This is a genomic window from Thioclava sp. F28-4, from assembly GCF_002020045.1.
GTDB classification, from domain to species: Bacteria; Pseudomonadota; Alphaproteobacteria; order Rhodobacterales; family Rhodobacteraceae; genus Thioclava; species Thioclava sediminum.
Genome location: NZ_MPZQ01000003.1, coordinates 271477 through 286223, shown reverse-complemented (window position 1 = coordinate 286223; position 14747 = coordinate 271477). Strand labels below are relative to the sequence as shown.

Annotated in this window: 17 protein-coding genes and 1 riboswitch; of the genes, 12 read left to right on the top strand and 5 right to left on the bottom strand. The window is 64.9% G+C overall.

What is annotated here, in order from left to right; genetic code table 11:
• Positions 1 to 33: 33 nt before the first annotated feature.
• Entirely contained in the window at positions 34 to 1011 is a 978-nt protein-coding gene (locus tag BMI87_RS09030) for a Gfo/Idh/MocA family protein (RefSeq protein ID WP_078520846.1), read from the bottom strand.
• 118 nt (positions 1012 to 1129) lie between these two features.
• Between BMI87_RS09030 and BMI87_RS09025 the strand changes: the two genes are divergently transcribed.
• Positions 1130 to 1363 (top strand): hypothetical protein, encoded by a 234-nt coding sequence (locus BMI87_RS09025; protein ID WP_078520845.1) that lies wholly within the window; start codon positions 1130 to 1132, stop codon positions 1361 to 1363.
• Positions 1364 to 1443: 80 nt separating this feature from the next.
• Here BMI87_RS09025 and rpoH read toward each other — a convergent pair whose 3' ends face one another.
• From rpoH to BMI87_RS09010, 3 genes are all read right to left on the bottom strand, one after another.
• Positions 1444 to 2343 carry an RNA polymerase sigma factor RpoH gene (gene rpoH, locus BMI87_RS09020; protein WP_078520844.1) on the bottom strand — a complete coding sequence of 300 codons (900 nt, stop codon included), beginning with the start codon at positions 2341 to 2343 and terminating at the stop codon, positions 1444 to 1446.
• 178 nt (positions 2344 to 2521) lie between these two features.
• A complete protein-coding gene (cls, locus tag BMI87_RS09015) occupies positions 2522 to 3964 on the bottom strand; it encodes a cardiolipin synthase (protein WP_168175180.1) in 1443 nt (480 codons plus the stop codon).
• Positions 3961 to 5013: an RluA family pseudouridine synthase gene (locus BMI87_RS09010; RefSeq protein ID WP_078520842.1), complete on the bottom strand. Its 1053-nt coding sequence runs from the start codon at positions 5011 to 5013 to the stop codon at positions 3961 to 3963. The genes cls and BMI87_RS09010 overlap by 4 nt, the downstream gene beginning before the upstream one ends.
• On the opposite strand from BMI87_RS09010, the gene BMI87_RS09005 reads away from it, so the two are divergent.
• The 6 genes from BMI87_RS09005 (at position 5012) to queF (ending at position 10265) form a co-directional block, all read left to right on the top strand.
• Entirely contained in the window at positions 5012 to 5347 is a 336-nt protein-coding gene (locus BMI87_RS09005; RefSeq protein WP_078520841.1) for a DUF6476 family protein, read from the top strand. The genes BMI87_RS09010 and BMI87_RS09005 overlap by 2 nt on opposite strands.
• Complete coding sequence (ybeY, locus tag BMI87_RS09000; protein ID WP_078520840.1) at positions 5337 to 5834, top strand: rRNA maturation RNase YbeY; 498 nt, start codon at positions 5337 to 5339, stop codon at positions 5832 to 5834. The genes BMI87_RS09005 and ybeY overlap by 11 nt, the downstream gene beginning before the upstream one ends.
• Before the next feature lie 39 nt (positions 5835 to 5873).
• Positions 5874 to 6764 carry a hemolysin family protein gene (locus BMI87_RS08995; RefSeq protein ID WP_078520839.1) on the top strand — a complete coding sequence of 297 codons (891 nt, stop codon included), beginning with the start codon at positions 5874 to 5876 and terminating at the stop codon, positions 6762 to 6764.
• Between the two features lie 18 nt (positions 6765 to 6782).
• The gene (lnt, locus tag BMI87_RS08990) at positions 6783 to 8348 is read left to right on the top strand and encodes an apolipoprotein N-acyltransferase (protein ID WP_078520838.1); all 1566 of its coding nucleotides are present in this window, start codon (positions 6783 to 6785) and stop codon (positions 8346 to 8348) included.
• 10 nt (positions 8349 to 8358) lie between these two features.
• Positions 8359 to 8408, top strand: a riboswitch (SAM-SAH riboswitch).
• Between the two features lie 7 nt (positions 8409 to 8415).
• Entirely contained in the window at positions 8416 to 9582 is a 1167-nt protein-coding gene (gene metK, locus BMI87_RS08985) for a methionine adenosyltransferase (protein ID WP_078520837.1), read from the top strand.
• Between the two features lie 221 nt (positions 9583 to 9803).
• Positions 9804 to 10265, top strand: coding sequence for a preQ(1) synthase (gene queF, locus BMI87_RS08980; protein WP_078520836.1), 462 nt, complete (start codon positions 9804 to 9806; stop codon positions 10263 to 10265).
• A 99-nt stretch (positions 10266 to 10364) separates the two neighbouring features.
• Here the strand turns inward: queF and BMI87_RS08975 are convergent, their stop codons facing one another.
• Positions 10365 to 10796: a DoxX family protein gene (locus BMI87_RS08975; RefSeq protein WP_078520835.1), complete on the bottom strand. Its 432-nt coding sequence runs from the start codon at positions 10794 to 10796 to the stop codon at positions 10365 to 10367.
• Between the two features lie 195 nt (positions 10797 to 10991).
• On the opposite strand from BMI87_RS08975, the gene BMI87_RS08970 reads away from it, so the two are divergent.
• From BMI87_RS08970 to BMI87_RS08950, 5 genes are read left to right on the top strand one after another with little or no spacing between them, the layout of a single operon-like run.
• Positions 10992 to 11438, top strand: a complete 447-nt coding sequence (locus BMI87_RS08970) for a DMT family transporter (protein ID WP_078520834.1) — start codon at positions 10992 to 10994, stop codon at positions 11436 to 11438.
• Positions 11439 to 11471: 33 nt separating this feature from the next.
• The gene (locus tag BMI87_RS08965; RefSeq protein ID WP_078520833.1) at positions 11472 to 12218 is read left to right on the top strand and encodes a tRNA (guanosine(46)-N(7))-methyltransferase TrmB; all 747 of its coding nucleotides are present in this window, start codon (positions 11472 to 11474) and stop codon (positions 12216 to 12218) included.
• Positions 12219 to 12277: 59 nt separating this feature from the next.
• Positions 12278 to 13627 (top strand): 3-phosphoshikimate 1-carboxyvinyltransferase, encoded by a 1350-nt coding sequence (gene aroA / locus BMI87_RS08960; RefSeq protein WP_078520832.1) that lies wholly within the window; start codon positions 12278 to 12280, stop codon positions 13625 to 13627.
• On the top strand, positions 13624 to 14133 hold the full coding sequence (locus BMI87_RS08955; RefSeq protein WP_078520831.1) for a hypothetical protein: 510 nt from the start codon (positions 13624 to 13626) through the stop codon (positions 14131 to 14133). The genes aroA and BMI87_RS08955 overlap by 4 nt, the downstream gene beginning before the upstream one ends.
• Positions 14130 to 14738, top strand: coding sequence for a d(CMP) kinase (locus tag BMI87_RS08950; RefSeq protein ID WP_078520830.1), 609 nt, complete (start codon positions 14130 to 14132; stop codon positions 14736 to 14738). The genes BMI87_RS08955 and BMI87_RS08950 overlap by 4 nt, the downstream gene beginning before the upstream one ends.
• The last annotated feature ends 9 nt before the right edge of the window (positions 14739 to 14747 follow it).

Here is a 14747-nt window from a genome sequence, read left to right as displayed (position 1 = left end):
CCAGGCGTTCTTTGTTCCCGCGGCGCGACCGCATCATCCCTGTTCGCTGGCGAACACCTTGTCGATCATCGCCTGCGTGCCGCGCGCGTCCTCGAGCGTCCACATATAGGGGGCGCCCTCGGTGACATGGCGTACGAAAGCCTCCACCTGGATCACGTATTGATTGACGCCCGGATAGCGGATCACCTCGTCCGGTTTGCCCTTGCGGATCAGGGTGACTTCGGCCTGATCGAAGACATTCGCGTTGAACGGGCAGGTGACGCGGATCACACCTTCGGAGCCTTGGAACACCGCTTCCTGACGCGGATGCAGCCGGGTCGAGGTCATCGCCCCATAGGTGAAGCGGCCCTTATCGGAGATCATCTCGCCGGTGACCTGTGCGAATGTGTCGACATCGTTCTCGCGATGGATGACGGCGCGCAGATCGCCCGGCTCGGCCCGGGCTGCGAAGCGCACGCAGGAATAGGCATAGACGCCGATATCGGGGATCGAGCCGCCGCCCATCTCCGGCTTGTTGCGGATATTGGTGGGGTCGGGGTTGTTGAAGGTGAAGGCCACATCGGCATGGCGCAGCTCGCCGATCGCGCCCGCATCGAGCCATGCGCGCACCTGCTGCCATTGCGGGTGATGCACGATCATATAGGCTTCGGTCGCGAATTTGCCGGAGGCGTCGCGCGCGTCTATCAGCCCGTCGATCTCCTCGGCCTGCATCGCGATCGGCTTTTCCGTCAGCACATGCTTGCCTGCCGCCAGCGCCTTCTTCGTCCACTCCACATGGAGCGTGTTGGGCAGCGGGATATAGACCACGTCGATCTCGGGGTCGGCGAGCAGCGCGTCATAGCTGTCATGAACCTTAAGATCGGGCGCGAAGGCCTTGAACGGATCGGCTTTTTCGGGGCTCGACGTCGCGAGCGCCGCCAGCCGCGCGCCCTCAGCCGCGTGGATCGCCCGGCCCATATGTTCGCGCGCGAATTTCGCAGCTCCCAGAATGCCCCAGTTCAAAACGGTCATGTGATAGCCTCCCTTTCTCGCCGCGATGGTAGCGCAATCAGGGCCGGGTGCAACGGGGGCGCGTTGACCGGGTGTCGCGCATCGCTAGGCTGGGTCGAAACGGAAGGGGGCGCCGGAGATGCGCGTGATTACGATGCTTCTCAGCCTCGGGCTGACGCTTGCCTTCGGCTATGCCTATTACGCGCAATATTTTCGCTGGCGGAGCCGCTTCAACGAAATGGGGCGCTGCTTAGATCCGGCGGAGGGCGTGGTCTATCATGCGCAATCCGGCGCGGTCTGGCTTGCTCTCGCCTGCGTAGCCTTCGCCATTTTCCTGTACCAGTTGCGGCACATGCCGCGGGCGCGGCGATAGCGACAGGCGCTGCGCAAAGAAAATCGCCGCCCCCAAGTTGGGAACGGCGAGATACTTCGACACTCGTTACCGATCGCGCGTCAGTCGGGCACGTTCATACCTTTTTCGCGTGCCAATTCGGTCATGCGCTTTTGCAGCTTCTCAAAGGCGCGGACCTCGATCTGGCGGATACGCTCGCGCGAGACGTCATAGACGCCCGAAAGCTCCTCCAGCGTGACCGGGTCGTCGCGCAGGCGGCGCTGCATCAGGATGTCCTTCTCGCGATCGTTGAGGACATCCATCGCGTCCATCAGCATCTCGCGGCGGGCTTCCATCTCTTCGGTCTCGGCATAGGCCTCGGCCTGATCGGCATCCTCGTCTTCGAGCCAATCCTGCCACTGCGCGGCCCCGCCTTCGTCACCGGCGCCGATCTGCGCGTTCAGCGAAGCGTCCGAGCCCGACATGCGCCGGTTCATCGAGATCACTTCTTCCTCGGTCACGTTCAGATCGGTCGCGATCTGCTTGACGTTCTCGGGGCGCATATCGCCGTCTTCATAGGCGCCGATCTTGGACTTCGCCTTGCGCAGGTTGAAGAACAGCTTCTTCTGCGCCGAGGTGGTGCCCAGTTTCACGAGGCTCCACGAGCGCAGGATGTATTCCTGAATCGCGGCGCGGATCCACCACATCGCGTAGGTCGCGAGGCGGAAACCCTTCTCGGGATCGAAGCGCTTAACGGCCTGCATCAGACCGACATTGGCCTCCGAGATCACCTCGGCCTGCGGCAGGCCATAGCCGCGATAGCCCATCGCGATCTTCGCGGCGAGACGCAGGTGCGAGGTCACCATTTGGTGCGCGGCCTCGGTATCCTGATGATCGGCCCAACGCTTGGCCAGCATGTATTCTTGTTCCGGCTCCAGAAGCGGGAACTTCCGGATTTCCTGAAGATAGCGGTTCAGCCCCTGCTCAGGACTCGGGGCCGGAAGGTTTGTATAGCTCGTCATCGTCTCCCATGTCTCCCTTTTGGCGGCTGCTCAATATGGGGATATCTCCCCGTTCTTTCAAGAAACGCAGGGCAGTGGCGATTGGTTCACCGAAAGCCGCCCTGACGCAGTCGCATAGAAAGATCAACGTATCGTAACGGGATTTCCGTCGCGCATGTGTAAAAAAACATCTGACGCCTCACAAGATCGGGGCGAGGACCGACATCAGATTGTTGATGATTTTCCAGTGAAGGGGCCATTCCGCGATGCGTTCCGGGCCGATCCGGCGGGCCTGCGCGATCCAGTGACGCTGGCGTTCGCCAAGTGCGAGCCCCAGTTCGTTATCCTCGATCAGCACGCAATTCTCGTAATTCAGCTCGAAGCTGCGCCGGTCGAGATTGGCCGAGCCGAGGATCGCGACGCGGCCATCGGCGAGCAGGGTCTTGGCGTGCAACAGGCCCGGCCCATGCTCCCAGATCTCGACGCCCGCCTCGGCCAGCACCGGATAGAAGCTGCGCGCGGCATGGGCGACAAAGCGCGAGTCGTTGCGCCTTGGCACGATCACCTGCACCCGCACGCCCCGGCGCTTGGCGGCGCGCAGCGCGGAGGCGATCTCCTCGCCCGGCACGAAATAGGGGGTCGAGAGCGTCAGCGTCTCGCGCGCGGCCCCGATCACCGCAAGGAACACATCCGGCACCCCGCGCGTGTCCAGCATCGGCCCCGTCGCGAAGGCGACCGCTGTTCCGGGCCGCGCGGTCGGTGCGGCGGGGGTCGGGATCACGAGGTCCGAGATTTCCTCGTGGCTATGGGTCACCCAATCGGTCGCGAAGATATGCTGATGCTGGGCGGCGAGCGGCCCCTCGATCCGCAGCATCACATCCGTCCAGGGCGCGAAGCGCGCCTTGATGCGGAATTCGGGGTCGGCGAGGTTGCGCGAGCCGGCATAGGCCACATGCCCGTCGATCACGGCGAGCTTGCGGTGGTTGCGCAGGTCTATCCGCATCGTTGCCAGCTTGAAAAGCGGCCAGCGGAAGGAAAAGGCGATCGCGGTCTTCACGCCGGCCTTCTTCATCGCCTTCCAGTGGCGCGACTTGATGAAGGCGCGCGCGCCCAGCCCGTCGACGAGGACGCGGACTTTCACCCCACGGGTGGCCGCGCGGGTCAGCGCCTCGGCCATCGCGATGCCGGTCAGATCGCTCAGCCAGATATAGGTAATCAGGTGCACGCTCTGGGTGGCGGCGTCGATATCGGCGACCAGCGGTTCGAGCTGGTCGGACGGGTCGGGCAGGAAGGTGATCGCATCGCCGGTGCTGGGCGCATAGCCGTTGATGGCGGCGGCCCGTGCGAAGGCGGCACGATATTCCGGCGTGACGGCCTCGAGGTCTTCGGGCTCGACCGGATCGGGGGCGGGCAGGGCGTCCACCGTCGCCTGCAGCTTGCGCGCGATGCGCTGGTTGAGCCGCGTCTCCCCGATCAGGATGTAGAGGATGACGCCGAGGAAGGGCACCGACAGGATCAGCACGGTCCAGCTTGCGCGCACCGCAGGCGGTTTGTCGGGCCGGGTGAGCACCCGCAAAAGCGCGAGCACCTGAGAGCCGAAGTGAATCAGCAGCGTCAGAAGCTCGGCCCACCAGACGTTCACGGGCCCGTGCCGCCGGTTTGGGGCGCGGAGGCCGCGCGCAATGCGTCGATCAGCGCGGTCATGTCCTCGGGCAGGGGCGCCTCGAAGGACAGCTCCTCCTCGGTGACCGGATGGATGAAGCCCAAAGTCGCCGCATGGAGCGCCTGACGCGGGAAGGCGCGCACGGCCTCTGCCGCCGCAGCTCCGACCGCTTTTTCCGAGATCTTGCGCTTGCCGCCATAGGTCTGATCGCCGATCAGCCCGTGGCCCGCATAGGCCATATGGACGCGGATCTGGTGCGTGCGCCCGGTCTCCAGCCAGCAATCGATCAGCGCCGCGGTGCCGTTGAAATCCTCGATCGTGCGGGCGCGGGTGACAGCGTGGCGGCCGCCATTGGCGACCACCGCCTGCTTCTGCCGGTCGGTCTTGTGGCGCGCGAGTTGCGTTACGATCTTCAGCACGCCGCCTTGCTCGAAGCTGACGCCATTCAGCCCGCGCAGGCGCGGATCGGAGGCCTGCGGCACGCCGTGGCAGAGCGCGCGGTAATGGCGATGCACGGTATGCGCCTCGAATTGCGCCGCCAACCCGTGATGCGCCCGGTCCGATTTCGCGACGACCAGCAGGCCCGACGTATCCTTGTCGATGCGGTGGACGATGCCGGGACGCGCCTCGCCGCCGATACCCGAGAGATTGCCGCCGAAATGGTGCAGCAGCGCGTTCACGAGCGTGCCTTCGGGCGTGCCCGGCGCGGGGTGGGTGACCATGCCAGCAGGCTTGTTCACGACGATCAGGTCGTCGTCCTCCCACAGCACTTCGAGGGGGATGTCCTGCGCGACCGTCTCGACTTCTTTCGGAGGCTCCAGCGCGATCTGATAGACCTCGCCCTCGGCGACCTTGGTTTTCTGATCGGTTACGGCCACCCCTTCGCGGCTGACCGAGCCCTCCGCGATCAGTTTCGCCAGACGCGAGCGCGAGAGCGCCGCTTCCTCTGGCACAGCCGCCGCCAAGGCCTTATCAAGGCGGGGACCCATGCCGGGCCCGATCTCGATGCTGAGGATTTCCTTATTCATGTCCGACCTGCCTGACGAAGAGCCTGCCACCACGCTGCCACCCGACTTTCGCTTTCTCAAGATACTGGTGACCACGCTTGCGGCTGTGATGATCGTCGGGCTTGTAGCGATCGTGGCGCTGCTTGTCATCCGCTTGCAGCAACCCAATCCGCTGCCGCAACTGCCCGCCGCGATCACGCTGCCCGAAGGCGCTGCGGCCGAGGCGGTGACCTTTGCGCGCAGCTATACTGTCGTGGTGACCGATGGGGGTCAGGTACTGGTCTATGACAAGGCCGGGCAGAAGGTCGGCGATCTGACGCTTGGGGCAGCGGGCGGAATGACCGATGGAAATTGATCTCGAGATCGAAGACGCCCGCTGGGAGACGGTCGGACTGGAAGAGCTGATCATCCGCGCCGCAACGCTGGTGCTGGAGGATCGCGGGATCGAGGCGGAGCTTTGCCGCCTCTCGGTTCTCGCCTGCGATGATGCGCGCATCGCCGAGCTGAACGGCGAATATCGCGACAAGGCGAAGCCGACCAATGTGCTCAGCTGGCCCGCCGAGGAGCGCGGCGCGGAAGATCCCGGTGCGCATCCCGAACCGCCCGCGCCCGATGTCTTCGGCGAAATCGAGCTCGGCGACCTCGCGATTGCCTATGAAACCTGCGCCCGAGAGGCTGAAGAACAAGGCAAATCCGTCGAAGATCACACGCTGCATTTGCTCATCCACGCGGTGCTGCATCTCTTGGGCTATGACCATATTCGCGACGAAGATGCGCAAGTTATGGAACAAATCGAAATCCGCCTTCTTGAAAGCGTAGGAATTCGTAACCCATATGTGTAAGACTAGACGCAACGCCGCGTCATCTTTCGGAAAGGAACAATGGGACAGGTCGCCGACGGAGTTACCTCCGCCAATACCGGTAGTTCGGAAAACGCAGAACCCGGTCAGTCTTCGGAGCCCGCTTCGCGCGGGTTGCTCAGCCGCTTCTTCGGGCAACGCCCCATGGAAGAAAAGGCCCCACAGGTAGAAATGCCGCCCAAACCCGCGCCAGCGCCGCTGGGGCTGGGAAACCTGCGCAAGATGCGGGTGGGCGACGTCGCCATTCCCAAAGTCGAGATCGAGGCCGTTCCGGTCTCCATCAGCCGCGACGAGTTGGTGGAGAAGTTCCGCCAGCACGGCTATTCGCGCCTGCCGGTCTTCAAGGAAACGCTCGATACGCCGCTGGGCCTTGTTCACCTGAAGGACTTGGCACTCGAATACGGGTTCGGATCGGGCAATGGCCGGTTCTCGCTGCGCAAGCTGATCCGTCCGCTGCTTTACGTGCCGCCGTCGATGCCGATCGGTGTGCTCTTGCAGAAGATGCAGGTGCAGCGCACCCATATGGCGCTGGTGATCGACGAATATGGCGGCGTCGACGGGTTGCTCACGCTCGAGGATCTGATCGAACAGGTGATCGGCGAGATTGAGGACGAGCATGACGAGGCCGACGACGCCTATTGGCGCGAGGAAAAGCCCGGCCAATGGGTCGTGCAGGCCCGCGCGCCGGTCAACGAGTTCGAAGCGCAGATCGGGATGCGGCTCTCCGACGAAGAGGCCGATGACGAGATCGATTCGATGGGCGGTCTGGTCTTCATGCAGCTTGGCCGTGTGCCCGCGCGTGGCGAGGTCGTGGTGACCGAGAACGGCGTCGAATACGAGGTGGTCGATGCCGATCCGCGCCGGATCAAACGTCTGCGCGTGCGTCTGCCGGGAGTGGCGCCCGCCGAGTGAGCGGGCTATGACGCGCCCATGATCGCGACCATCCGAGAGGGCTTTCGCGCACCAATGCGCCCGCGCTGGCAGAGCTTGGCTCTGGCAGCGCTTTTCGGTGTGCTATTCGCTCTGGGCCAAGCCCCGCTGGGTCTGTGGTGGATCGCGCTGCCTGCACTTGCAGCCTCCGTCTGGTTCGCCTCCGCCGAACGCTGGCGCGCCTCCACGATTTGGATCGGGTTCGCCACCGGCTTCGGCTATGCGCTGGCCGCGATGTTCTGGATCGTCGAGCCTTTCATGGTCGAGGCCGATATCTATGGCTGGATGGCGCCGTTCGCCCTGGTTTTCATGGCTGCGGGCATGGGCGTCTTCTGGGCGATCGGCTACGGGCTCGGGGCCTATGCGGGGCAGGGGGCGCGTAGCCGCGCGCTGGGATTAGCGCTTGGCATGGCGGCCTCGGATGCGCTGCGCTCTTACGTTTTCACCGGGTTTCCGTGGGTGCTGGTCGGCCACATCTGGATCGGTTCGCCCGTCGCGCAGGCGGCCGCCTTTGTCGGGCCGTTGGGGCTGAGTCTGATCACCCTGCTGATCGCGGCGGCACCGGCGATGACGCGCGGGCTCCGGATGCTCGCAGCACTCGCGATCGTGGGCGCGGCGCTGGTGGTGCTGGTCGGGCTGTGGCTCGGCGGGGTGGCGCGGCTCAACGCGCCGGTGGCGCCGAGGGCAGAGCCGATCACCCTGCGGCTGGTGCAGCCCAATGCGCCGCAGGACCTGAAATGGCTGCCGCAATACCGGATGAAATTCTTCCAGCGGCTTCTGGACCTGACGAAGGCCGATCCCGAACCCGGTCAGCCCAAGCCGGACCTGATCGTCTGGCCGGAAACGGCGGTGCCGTTCCTGCTCGATCATCCGCAGGGCGGGCTGGAGATGTCGACCGAGGCGGCGGGGGGCATTCCGCTTGCGATGGGGGTGCAGCGCAGCCAGGGCAGCCGCTATTTCAACTCGCTGGCCGTCATCACCCTTGCTGACCGGGTCGAGGCGCTTTACGACAAATCCCACCTCGTGCCCTTCGGCGAATACATGCCCTTCGGCGATGCGCTGGCGAAGATCGGGATCACCGCCTTCGCGGCGCAGGTCGGCAATGGCTATTCGGCGGGGCCGGGGGAGAAGCTGCTGAACTTGGGCAAGCTCGGCCATGTCGCGCCGCTCATTTGCTACGAGGCGATCTTCCCGCAGGACCTGCGCGGCTTTTCGCAGCGCCCCGACTGGATCTTGCAGGTCACCAATGACGCGTGGTTCGGCACGCTCAGCGGACCCTATCAGCATTTCGCGCAGGCGCGGCTTCGCGCGATCGAGCAGGGCCTGCCGCTTGCGCGCGACGCCAATACCGGGGTCACCGCGATGATCGACGCGAAGGGGCGGATCACGGCGAGCCTCGGGCTGGACAAGATGGGCAAGCTCGACGTGAAACTGCCGCCGAGCCTGCCGCCGACGCTCTATTCGAAGCTGGGTGACGCGCCGTTAATTGCGCTGATTGTTGCAGCCTTAGCGCTTCTTTCAATCTTTGCGCGTATTTCGATTGACCCGACCGGCAGGCGCTCCTAGCTAGAAGGCCGAACCACCCCAACGGCTTCCTGACGGGGTGGGGATATCAACAACGGAGCACCCCTTCATGGCACGCGCGAATTACGTTTTCACCTCCGAATCCGTTTCGGAGGGGCACCCCGATAAGGTCTGTGACCGGATTTCGGATGCCGTTCTCGATACTTTCCTGGCTGCAGAGCCCAACGCGCGGGTGGCCTGCGAGACCTTCGCGACGACCAATCAGGTCGTGGTTGGCGGCGAGGTCGGTCTGGCCGACAAAACGAAACTCGCCGAATATCTCGAAGGCATCGACAAGATCGTGCGCGAATGCGTCAAGGATATCGGCTACGAGCAGGACGAGTTTCACTGGGCGACGCTGAAAGTCGCGAATTTCCTGCACCCGCAATCGGCCCATATCTCGCAGGGCGTCGACAAGGACGGGGCCGGCGATCAGGGGATCATGTTCGGCTTCGCCTCGGATGAGACGCCCGAACTGATGCCCGCGCCGATCCATTACTCGCACGCGATCCTGCGCCGTCTGGCCGAGGCGCGCAAATCGGGCGCCGAGCCCGAGCTGCGCCCCGATGCGAAATCGCAGCTGTCTGTGCGCTACGAGAATGGCCGCCCCGTCGGCGTGAGCCAGATCGTGCTTTCGACCCAGCACGCGCATGAGCATCAGACCTCGGATGATATCCGCGCCATCGTGGAGCCCTATATCCGCGAGACCCTGCCCGAGGGTTGGATCACGCCGGAGACCGAATGGTGGGTGAACCCGACCGGCACCTTCGTGATCGGCGGCCCCGATGGCGATGCGGGCCTCACCGGGCGCAAGATCATCGTGGACACCTATGGCGGCTCGGCCCCGCATGGCGGCGGCGCGTTCTCGGGCAAGGACCCGACCAAGGTGGACCGCTCGGCGGCCTATGCGGCGCGCTATCTGGCGAAGAACGTGGTGGCTGCCGGCATGGCGCGCAAATGCGTGATTCAGGTGTCATATGCGATCGGCGTGGCGAAGCCGCTGTCGATCTATGTCGACACGTTTGGCACCGGCGAAGTGCCCGACGAGGTGATCGAAACAGCCGTGGGGCAGGTGATGGACCTGACGCCGAAAGGCATCCGCGACACGCTCGACCTGTGCAAACCGATCTACGAGCGCACCGCGGCTTACGGCCATTTCGGCCGCGCCCCCGAGGCCGATGGCGGCTTCTCTTGGGAGAAGACCGATCTGGTCGAGGCGCTGAAGAAAGCGGTCTGAGGCGAGAGCTTCCGGAATTAGCGACGGGCAGGGGGAAACCTCTGCCCGTATGCATTTTGCGTGGATGGTGCTGAGGGTCGCGCCCTCCCGGCGGAGTTCGGGCGCGGCCCGGGCTAGCCGCCCGGGCCATTCGTTCGAAACGGCGCAGCGAGGTTTGATTTGACGGCGGGCCTGCGTGGCCTTAGTGCCGCGCGAACGCTTCTCGACGGAAAGACCATCCCATGAGCACCGATACCTCCGGCCTGACCCAGCTGGGCCAATCGACCGACCTGCCGCAAACGCCCGACGAGGCCGTGCTGGAGCGCGTGCCCCAGCCGCGCAAAGGCGAGCGCTATCTCGTGCGGTTCACAGCCCCCGAATTCACCTCGCTTTGCCCGCTGACCGGCCAGCCTGATTTCGCGCATATCATGATCGATTACGTCCCGCGCGACTGGCTGGTGGAGAGCAAATCTCTGAAGCTCTTCCTCGGCGCGTTCCGCAATCACGGGGCGTTTCACGAGGATTGCTCGGTGATGATCGGGCAGCGTCTGCGCGATCTGCTGGAGCCTGAATGGCTGCGCATTGGCGCCTATTGGTATCCGCGCGGTGGCATCCCGATCGACGTCTTCTGGCAGAGCGCGCCGAAGCCCGAGGATATGTGGATCCCCGATCAGGGCGTGCCGCCCTATCGCGGCCGCGGCTGAGCTGATCTTGCAATGAAAAAGGCCCCGTATCGGCGGGGCCTTTTCCGTTTTTCGGAGGGTGGGGCGCTGCCCTTGGCTGGTCGCCTCGGGCGTTGTCGCTTACGCGGTGACCCGGCCGCTGTGCTGGGTGTTTTCGCGGGCATCGAACGACCATTTGCCCGCGCCCTGCGCCACGATCATCAGCATGCCGCCTGCGATCGAGATGTTCTTCATGAAGTTGATCATCTGGCCCTGCGCTTCCATGCCAGTCATGCCGAGGCTCGGGACGTAGTGGAACAGGAAGCCCGAGATGAGGCTGAAGCCCGCGAGCAGGAAAGCCACGATCCGCGTCTTCCAGCCAAGCAGCAATGCAATGCCGCCGCCCAGTTCGGTCAGGATCACGAGCGGCAGAAGCGCGCCGGGCACGCCCATCGCTTCCATGTAGCCTTGGGTCCCGGCATAGCCGGTGATTTTTTGAAAGCCCGCGATGATGAAGATCTGGGCGAGGAGGAGGCGGCCGAGCGGGGCCGCGAGGTCGGTGAGTTTCGTCATGGAATCTATCCTTTGTATCGTCGTCTGATGGGCCCGGAGGCGATGGCGACAGGATCTACATTGTGCGGAAAAATTTGGAACACCGATAAAATTACAGAATATGCGCAAAAACGAACAGAAATAGCGCTTTGCGATCCACCTTGCACCCCCAGCCCTTCCGCGCCACTCTCCGCCGCAAACCGGAGGAGAAAGACCATGCCCGACGCCCTGCGCTATGCCGCGATCATGCTTGCTGCCGGGATCGGCATTCCGGTGCTCGCCGCGCTCAACGCCCAGCTTGGCAGCCGCATCGGCTCGCCCGCGGTGGCGGCGGTGGTACTGTTCTCCGTGGCGCTTCTGGGCGCGGTTCTGGCCGTCGCGGTCACGACAGGGCCCTCGAGCTTCGCGCGTATTCCCGATCAGCCGAAATACCTGTTTCTGGCTGGCGTGCTGATCGCCTTCTACGTGCTCTCGATCACCTTCATCGCGCCGCGCTTCGGGGTCGGCAATGCGGTGTTCTTTGTGCTGCTCGGACAGATGATCTCGGCCGCCGCGATCGATCAGTTCGGCCTCTTCGGGGCGCTCGTGCGGCCCATCACCTTGATGCGCGGGGCGGGGATCGGCTTCATGTGCCTCGGGCTGTTCCTCATTCAGAAGGCTTGAACCTTTCGAGCGACGCGGCTAGAGGCCCCTCCCATGAGCGAGAATGACACCCCCGAACAGCCCTGGCGTAACTTCTACGGTCGCCGCCACGGCAAGACGCTGAACAAGGCGCAGAAGGAATACCTGCGCGAGGACCTGCCGGGCCGTCTGCCCGGTCCTGTCGGTTGGGACGTGAACCCCGACCGCGAACCGCTCGACATGGAGACGCGGTTCAAGGGCAAGCCGGTCTGGCTCGAAGTGGGCTTCGGCGGGGGCGAGCATCTGGCGCATATGGCGCAGACCTATCCGGAGGTGGAGTTCATCGGCTGCGAGCCTTTCGTGAACGGCGTCGCGATGCTGCTCGGTAAGCTGCGCCGCGAGAAAATCCCGAATGTCGCGGTGCATCCCGGCGATGCGCGCGACCTGATGGACGTGCTGCCCGCGGGTTCGATCTCGAAGGCGTTTCTCCTCTATCCCGACCCGTGGCCGAAATCGAAGCACCACCGCAGGCGTTTCGTGACGCAGGAGCATCTCGAGCCGCTGCACCGCGCGCTGAAACCGGGATCGGAATTCCGCGTGGCGACCGACATCCCCGATTACGTCCGCCAGACCGTCGAGGAAGTGCCGCAGGCAGGCTTCGAGCCTCTGTTCGACGTGCCCGCCGCCTTCGATTTCGACGATCCGCAGCCGGTTTCGGGCGATTGGGATACGCCGTGGGCGGACTGGCTCTCGACGCGCTACGAGCAGAAAGCGCTGCGTGAGGGCCGCAAGCCGCATTACCTGACCTATCGGCGGATCTGAGCCCTTCCGCCTCCCGCCAGATCGCGCTAACAGGGGCGCGTTGGAATAAGGGAGGCACTATGTCCGGCCACGGCACTCCGATCAAGATGACTTCGCGCAAATGCGGGCCCCTGAAGGGCACGGCGGAGGTTCCCGGCGACAAGTCGATCAGCCATCGCGCGCTGATCCTTGGCGCGCTCTCGGTGGGCGAGACGAAGATCACCGGCCTGCTCGAAGGCGAAGACGTGCTCGACACGGCCAAGGCGATGCGCGCCTTCGGGGCCGAGGTCACGCAGCACGGCCCCGGCAGCTGGTCGGTGCATGGCGTGGGCGTGGGCGGTTTTGCCGAGCCCGAAGACGTCATCGATTGCGGCAATTCCGGCACCGGCGTGCGCCTTATCATGGGCGCGATGGCGACCTCGCCGATCGTGGCGACCTTCACCGGCGACGGATCTTTGCGCAAACGCCCGATGGGCCGCGTGACCGACCCGATCCGGCTGTTCGGCGCGCAGGCTTTCGGGCGTCATGGCGGGCGTCTGCCGATGACCATCCTCGGCGCGCCGAGCCCCGCACCCGTGCGCTACGCGACGCCGATGGCCTCGGCGCAGGTGAAATCGGCGGTGCTGCTGGCGGGGCTGAACGCGCCGGGCCAGACCGTCGTGATCGAGAAGACCCCGACCCGCGATCATACCGAGCGGATGCTGCGCGGCTTCGGGGCCGAGATCACCACCGAAGTGACCGATCAGGGCCATGTCATCACGTTGCAGGGCCAGCCGGAACTCAAAGCCCAAGAGGTCGCCGTGCCGCGCGACCCGTCTTCGGCCGCTTTCCCGGTCTGTGCTGCGCTGATCGTGCCGGGCTCCGAGATCGTGGTGCCGGGCGTCAGCCAGAACCCGACGCGCAACGGGATCTTCATCACGCTGCGCGAGATGGGCGCCGATCTGACCTTTGAGAACGAGCGCGAAGAGGGCGGCGAGCCGGTGGCCGATCTGCGCGTGCGCTATTCCAAGCTGCACGGGATCGATGTGCCCGCCGAGCGCGCCTCGGCGCAGATCGACGAATATCCGGTGCTCTCGGTCGTCGCGGCTTTTGCCGAAGGCGTGACCCGGATGCCCGGCGTGCATGAGCTGCGCGTGAAGGAAAGCGACCGGATCGACGCTATGGCGCGTGGACTGGAAGCCAACGGCATCAAGATCGAGGAAGACGAGGACACGCTGATCGTGCATGGCTGCGGTCCCGAAGGCGTGCCGGGCGGCGGCACCGCCGTGACCCATCTCGACCACCGGATCGCGATGAGCTTCATGGTGCTGGGCATGGCCGCGCAACAGCCGGTCTCGGTCGATGACGGCTCGCCCATTGCCACATCTTTCCCGATCTTCGAGGACCTGATGGCCGGGCTTGGCGCGGAGATCGTCCGGGCGGACCGGTGAGCCGGGCGCAGGTCGCCTTTGTTCTGCTCGCGTCCCTGACCGGGGCGGTCTATCTTGCGATGACGCTCGTTACCTTGCCGCATCTTCGGGATGCGGCGGGCGGTCTGGCGCCGTTCGATTTGCGTCCGGGTGGCTACAGTGCTGCGCAGGCCCGCGCGCTCCTCGATTCCTTAGACGCACCGGCGCGACAGTATTACCTCTCGGTTCAGCAGCGGCTCGATCTTGTCTTTCCGGCCCTGGAGGCGGTGACACTGATTGTCGCCTTCCGTACCCTTGCAAAGGGCTGGCTTGCCGTGGTGTTGTCGATCGTGGCGGCTCTTGGTGCTGTGTTCGACTATCTCGAAAATCATGCCGTTGCCGCATTGTTGCGGACTGGCACGGTAACGGATGACATGATCTCCTTCGCGAGCAGATGGACGCTTCTGAAGAGCGTCGCAGTCACTTTGAGCCTGACGGCCCTGGCGCTATTGATCCTGCGGGCAGTTTATTTGCGGATGAAACGATGAAATTCACAGTCGCCATCGATGGCCCCGCCGCTGCGGGCAAAGGTACGATCAGTCGGGCCGTGGCCGAGCGCTTCGGGCTGGCGCATCTCGACACCGGTGCGCTCTATCGCGCGGTCGGCATGAAATCCGAGACCGAGGCGCTGGAGCCCATCGCGGCGGCCAAGGCGCTTTGCCCCGAGGATCTGGAGCGCGACGACCTGCGCACGATGGAAGCGGGGCAGGCGGCCTCGATCGTGGCCGCGATCCCCGAGGTGCGCGCGGCGCTGGTGGCGTTTCAGCGTGATTTCGCGGCGCGCGAGGGCGGTGCGGTGCTCGACGGGCGCGATATCGGCACGGTGATCTGCCCGCAGGCGGAGGTGAAGCTGTTCGTGACCGCCTCGCCGGAAGTGCGCGCGCATCGGCGCTGGCTGGAGTTGGGCGGCGATGAGGCCGACGTGCTGGAGCAGGTGCGCGAGCGCGACGCCCGCGACATGGGCCGCGCCGACAGCCCGTTGCGCCCGGCGGTGGATGCGCTGGTGATCGACACCTCCGAGCTTAGCATCGAAGAGGCGGTCGCCCGCGCCGCCGATCAGATCGAGGCCCGCCGCGCGGGCGATCTGGACTAGGGGGCGGGG

Bases quoted from the DNA above. Each gene is read 5' to 3' on its own strand.
- BMI87_RS08975 (WP_078520835.1), bottom strand. From the start codon at position 10,796: ATGACGAAACTCACCGACCTCGCGGCCCCGCTCGGCCGCCTCCTCCTC.
- BMI87_RS09005 (WP_078520841.1), top strand. From the start codon at position 5,012: ATGTCCGACCTGCCTGACGAAGAGCCTGCCACCACGCTGCCACCCGAC.
- ybeY (WP_078520840.1), top strand. From the start codon at position 5,337: ATGGAAATTGATCTCGAGATCGAAGACGCCCGCTGGGAGACGGTCGGA.
- BMI87_RS08970 (WP_078520834.1), top strand. From the start codon at position 10,992: ATGCCCGACGCCCTGCGCTATGCCGCGATCATGCTTGCTGCCGGGATC.
- BMI87_RS09030 (WP_078520846.1), bottom strand. From the start codon at position 1,011: ATGACCGTTTTGAACTGGGGCATTCTGGGAGCTGCGAAATTCGCGCGC.
- BMI87_RS08950 (WP_078520830.1), top strand. From the start codon at position 14,130: ATGAAATTCACAGTCGCCATCGATGGCCCCGCCGCTGCGGGCAAAGGT.
- rpoH (WP_078520844.1), bottom strand. From the start codon at position 2,343: ATGACGAGCTATACAAACCTTCCGGCCCCGAGTCCTGAGCAGGGGCTG.
- BMI87_RS08995 (WP_078520839.1), top strand. From the start codon at position 5,874: ATGGGACAGGTCGCCGACGGAGTTACCTCCGCCAATACCGGTAGTTCG.
- queF (WP_078520836.1), top strand. From the start codon at position 9,804: ATGAGCACCGATACCTCCGGCCTGACCCAGCTGGGCCAATCGACCGAC.
- aroA (WP_078520832.1), top strand. From the start codon at position 12,278: ATGTCCGGCCACGGCACTCCGATCAAGATGACTTCGCGCAAATGCGGG.
- metK (WP_078520837.1), top strand. From the start codon at position 8,416: ATGGCACGCGCGAATTACGTTTTCACCTCCGAATCCGTTTCGGAGGGG.
- BMI87_RS09025 (WP_078520845.1), top strand. From the start codon at position 1,130: ATGCGCGTGATTACGATGCTTCTCAGCCTCGGGCTGACGCTTGCCTTC.
- BMI87_RS08965 (WP_078520833.1), top strand. From the start codon at position 11,472: ATGAGCGAGAATGACACCCCCGAACAGCCCTGGCGTAACTTCTACGGT.
- BMI87_RS09010 (WP_078520842.1), bottom strand. From the start codon at position 5,013: ATGAATAAGGAAATCCTCAGCATCGAGATCGGGCCCGGCATGGGTCCC.
- lnt (WP_078520838.1), top strand. From the start codon at position 6,783: ATGATCGCGACCATCCGAGAGGGCTTTCGCGCACCAATGCGCCCGCGC.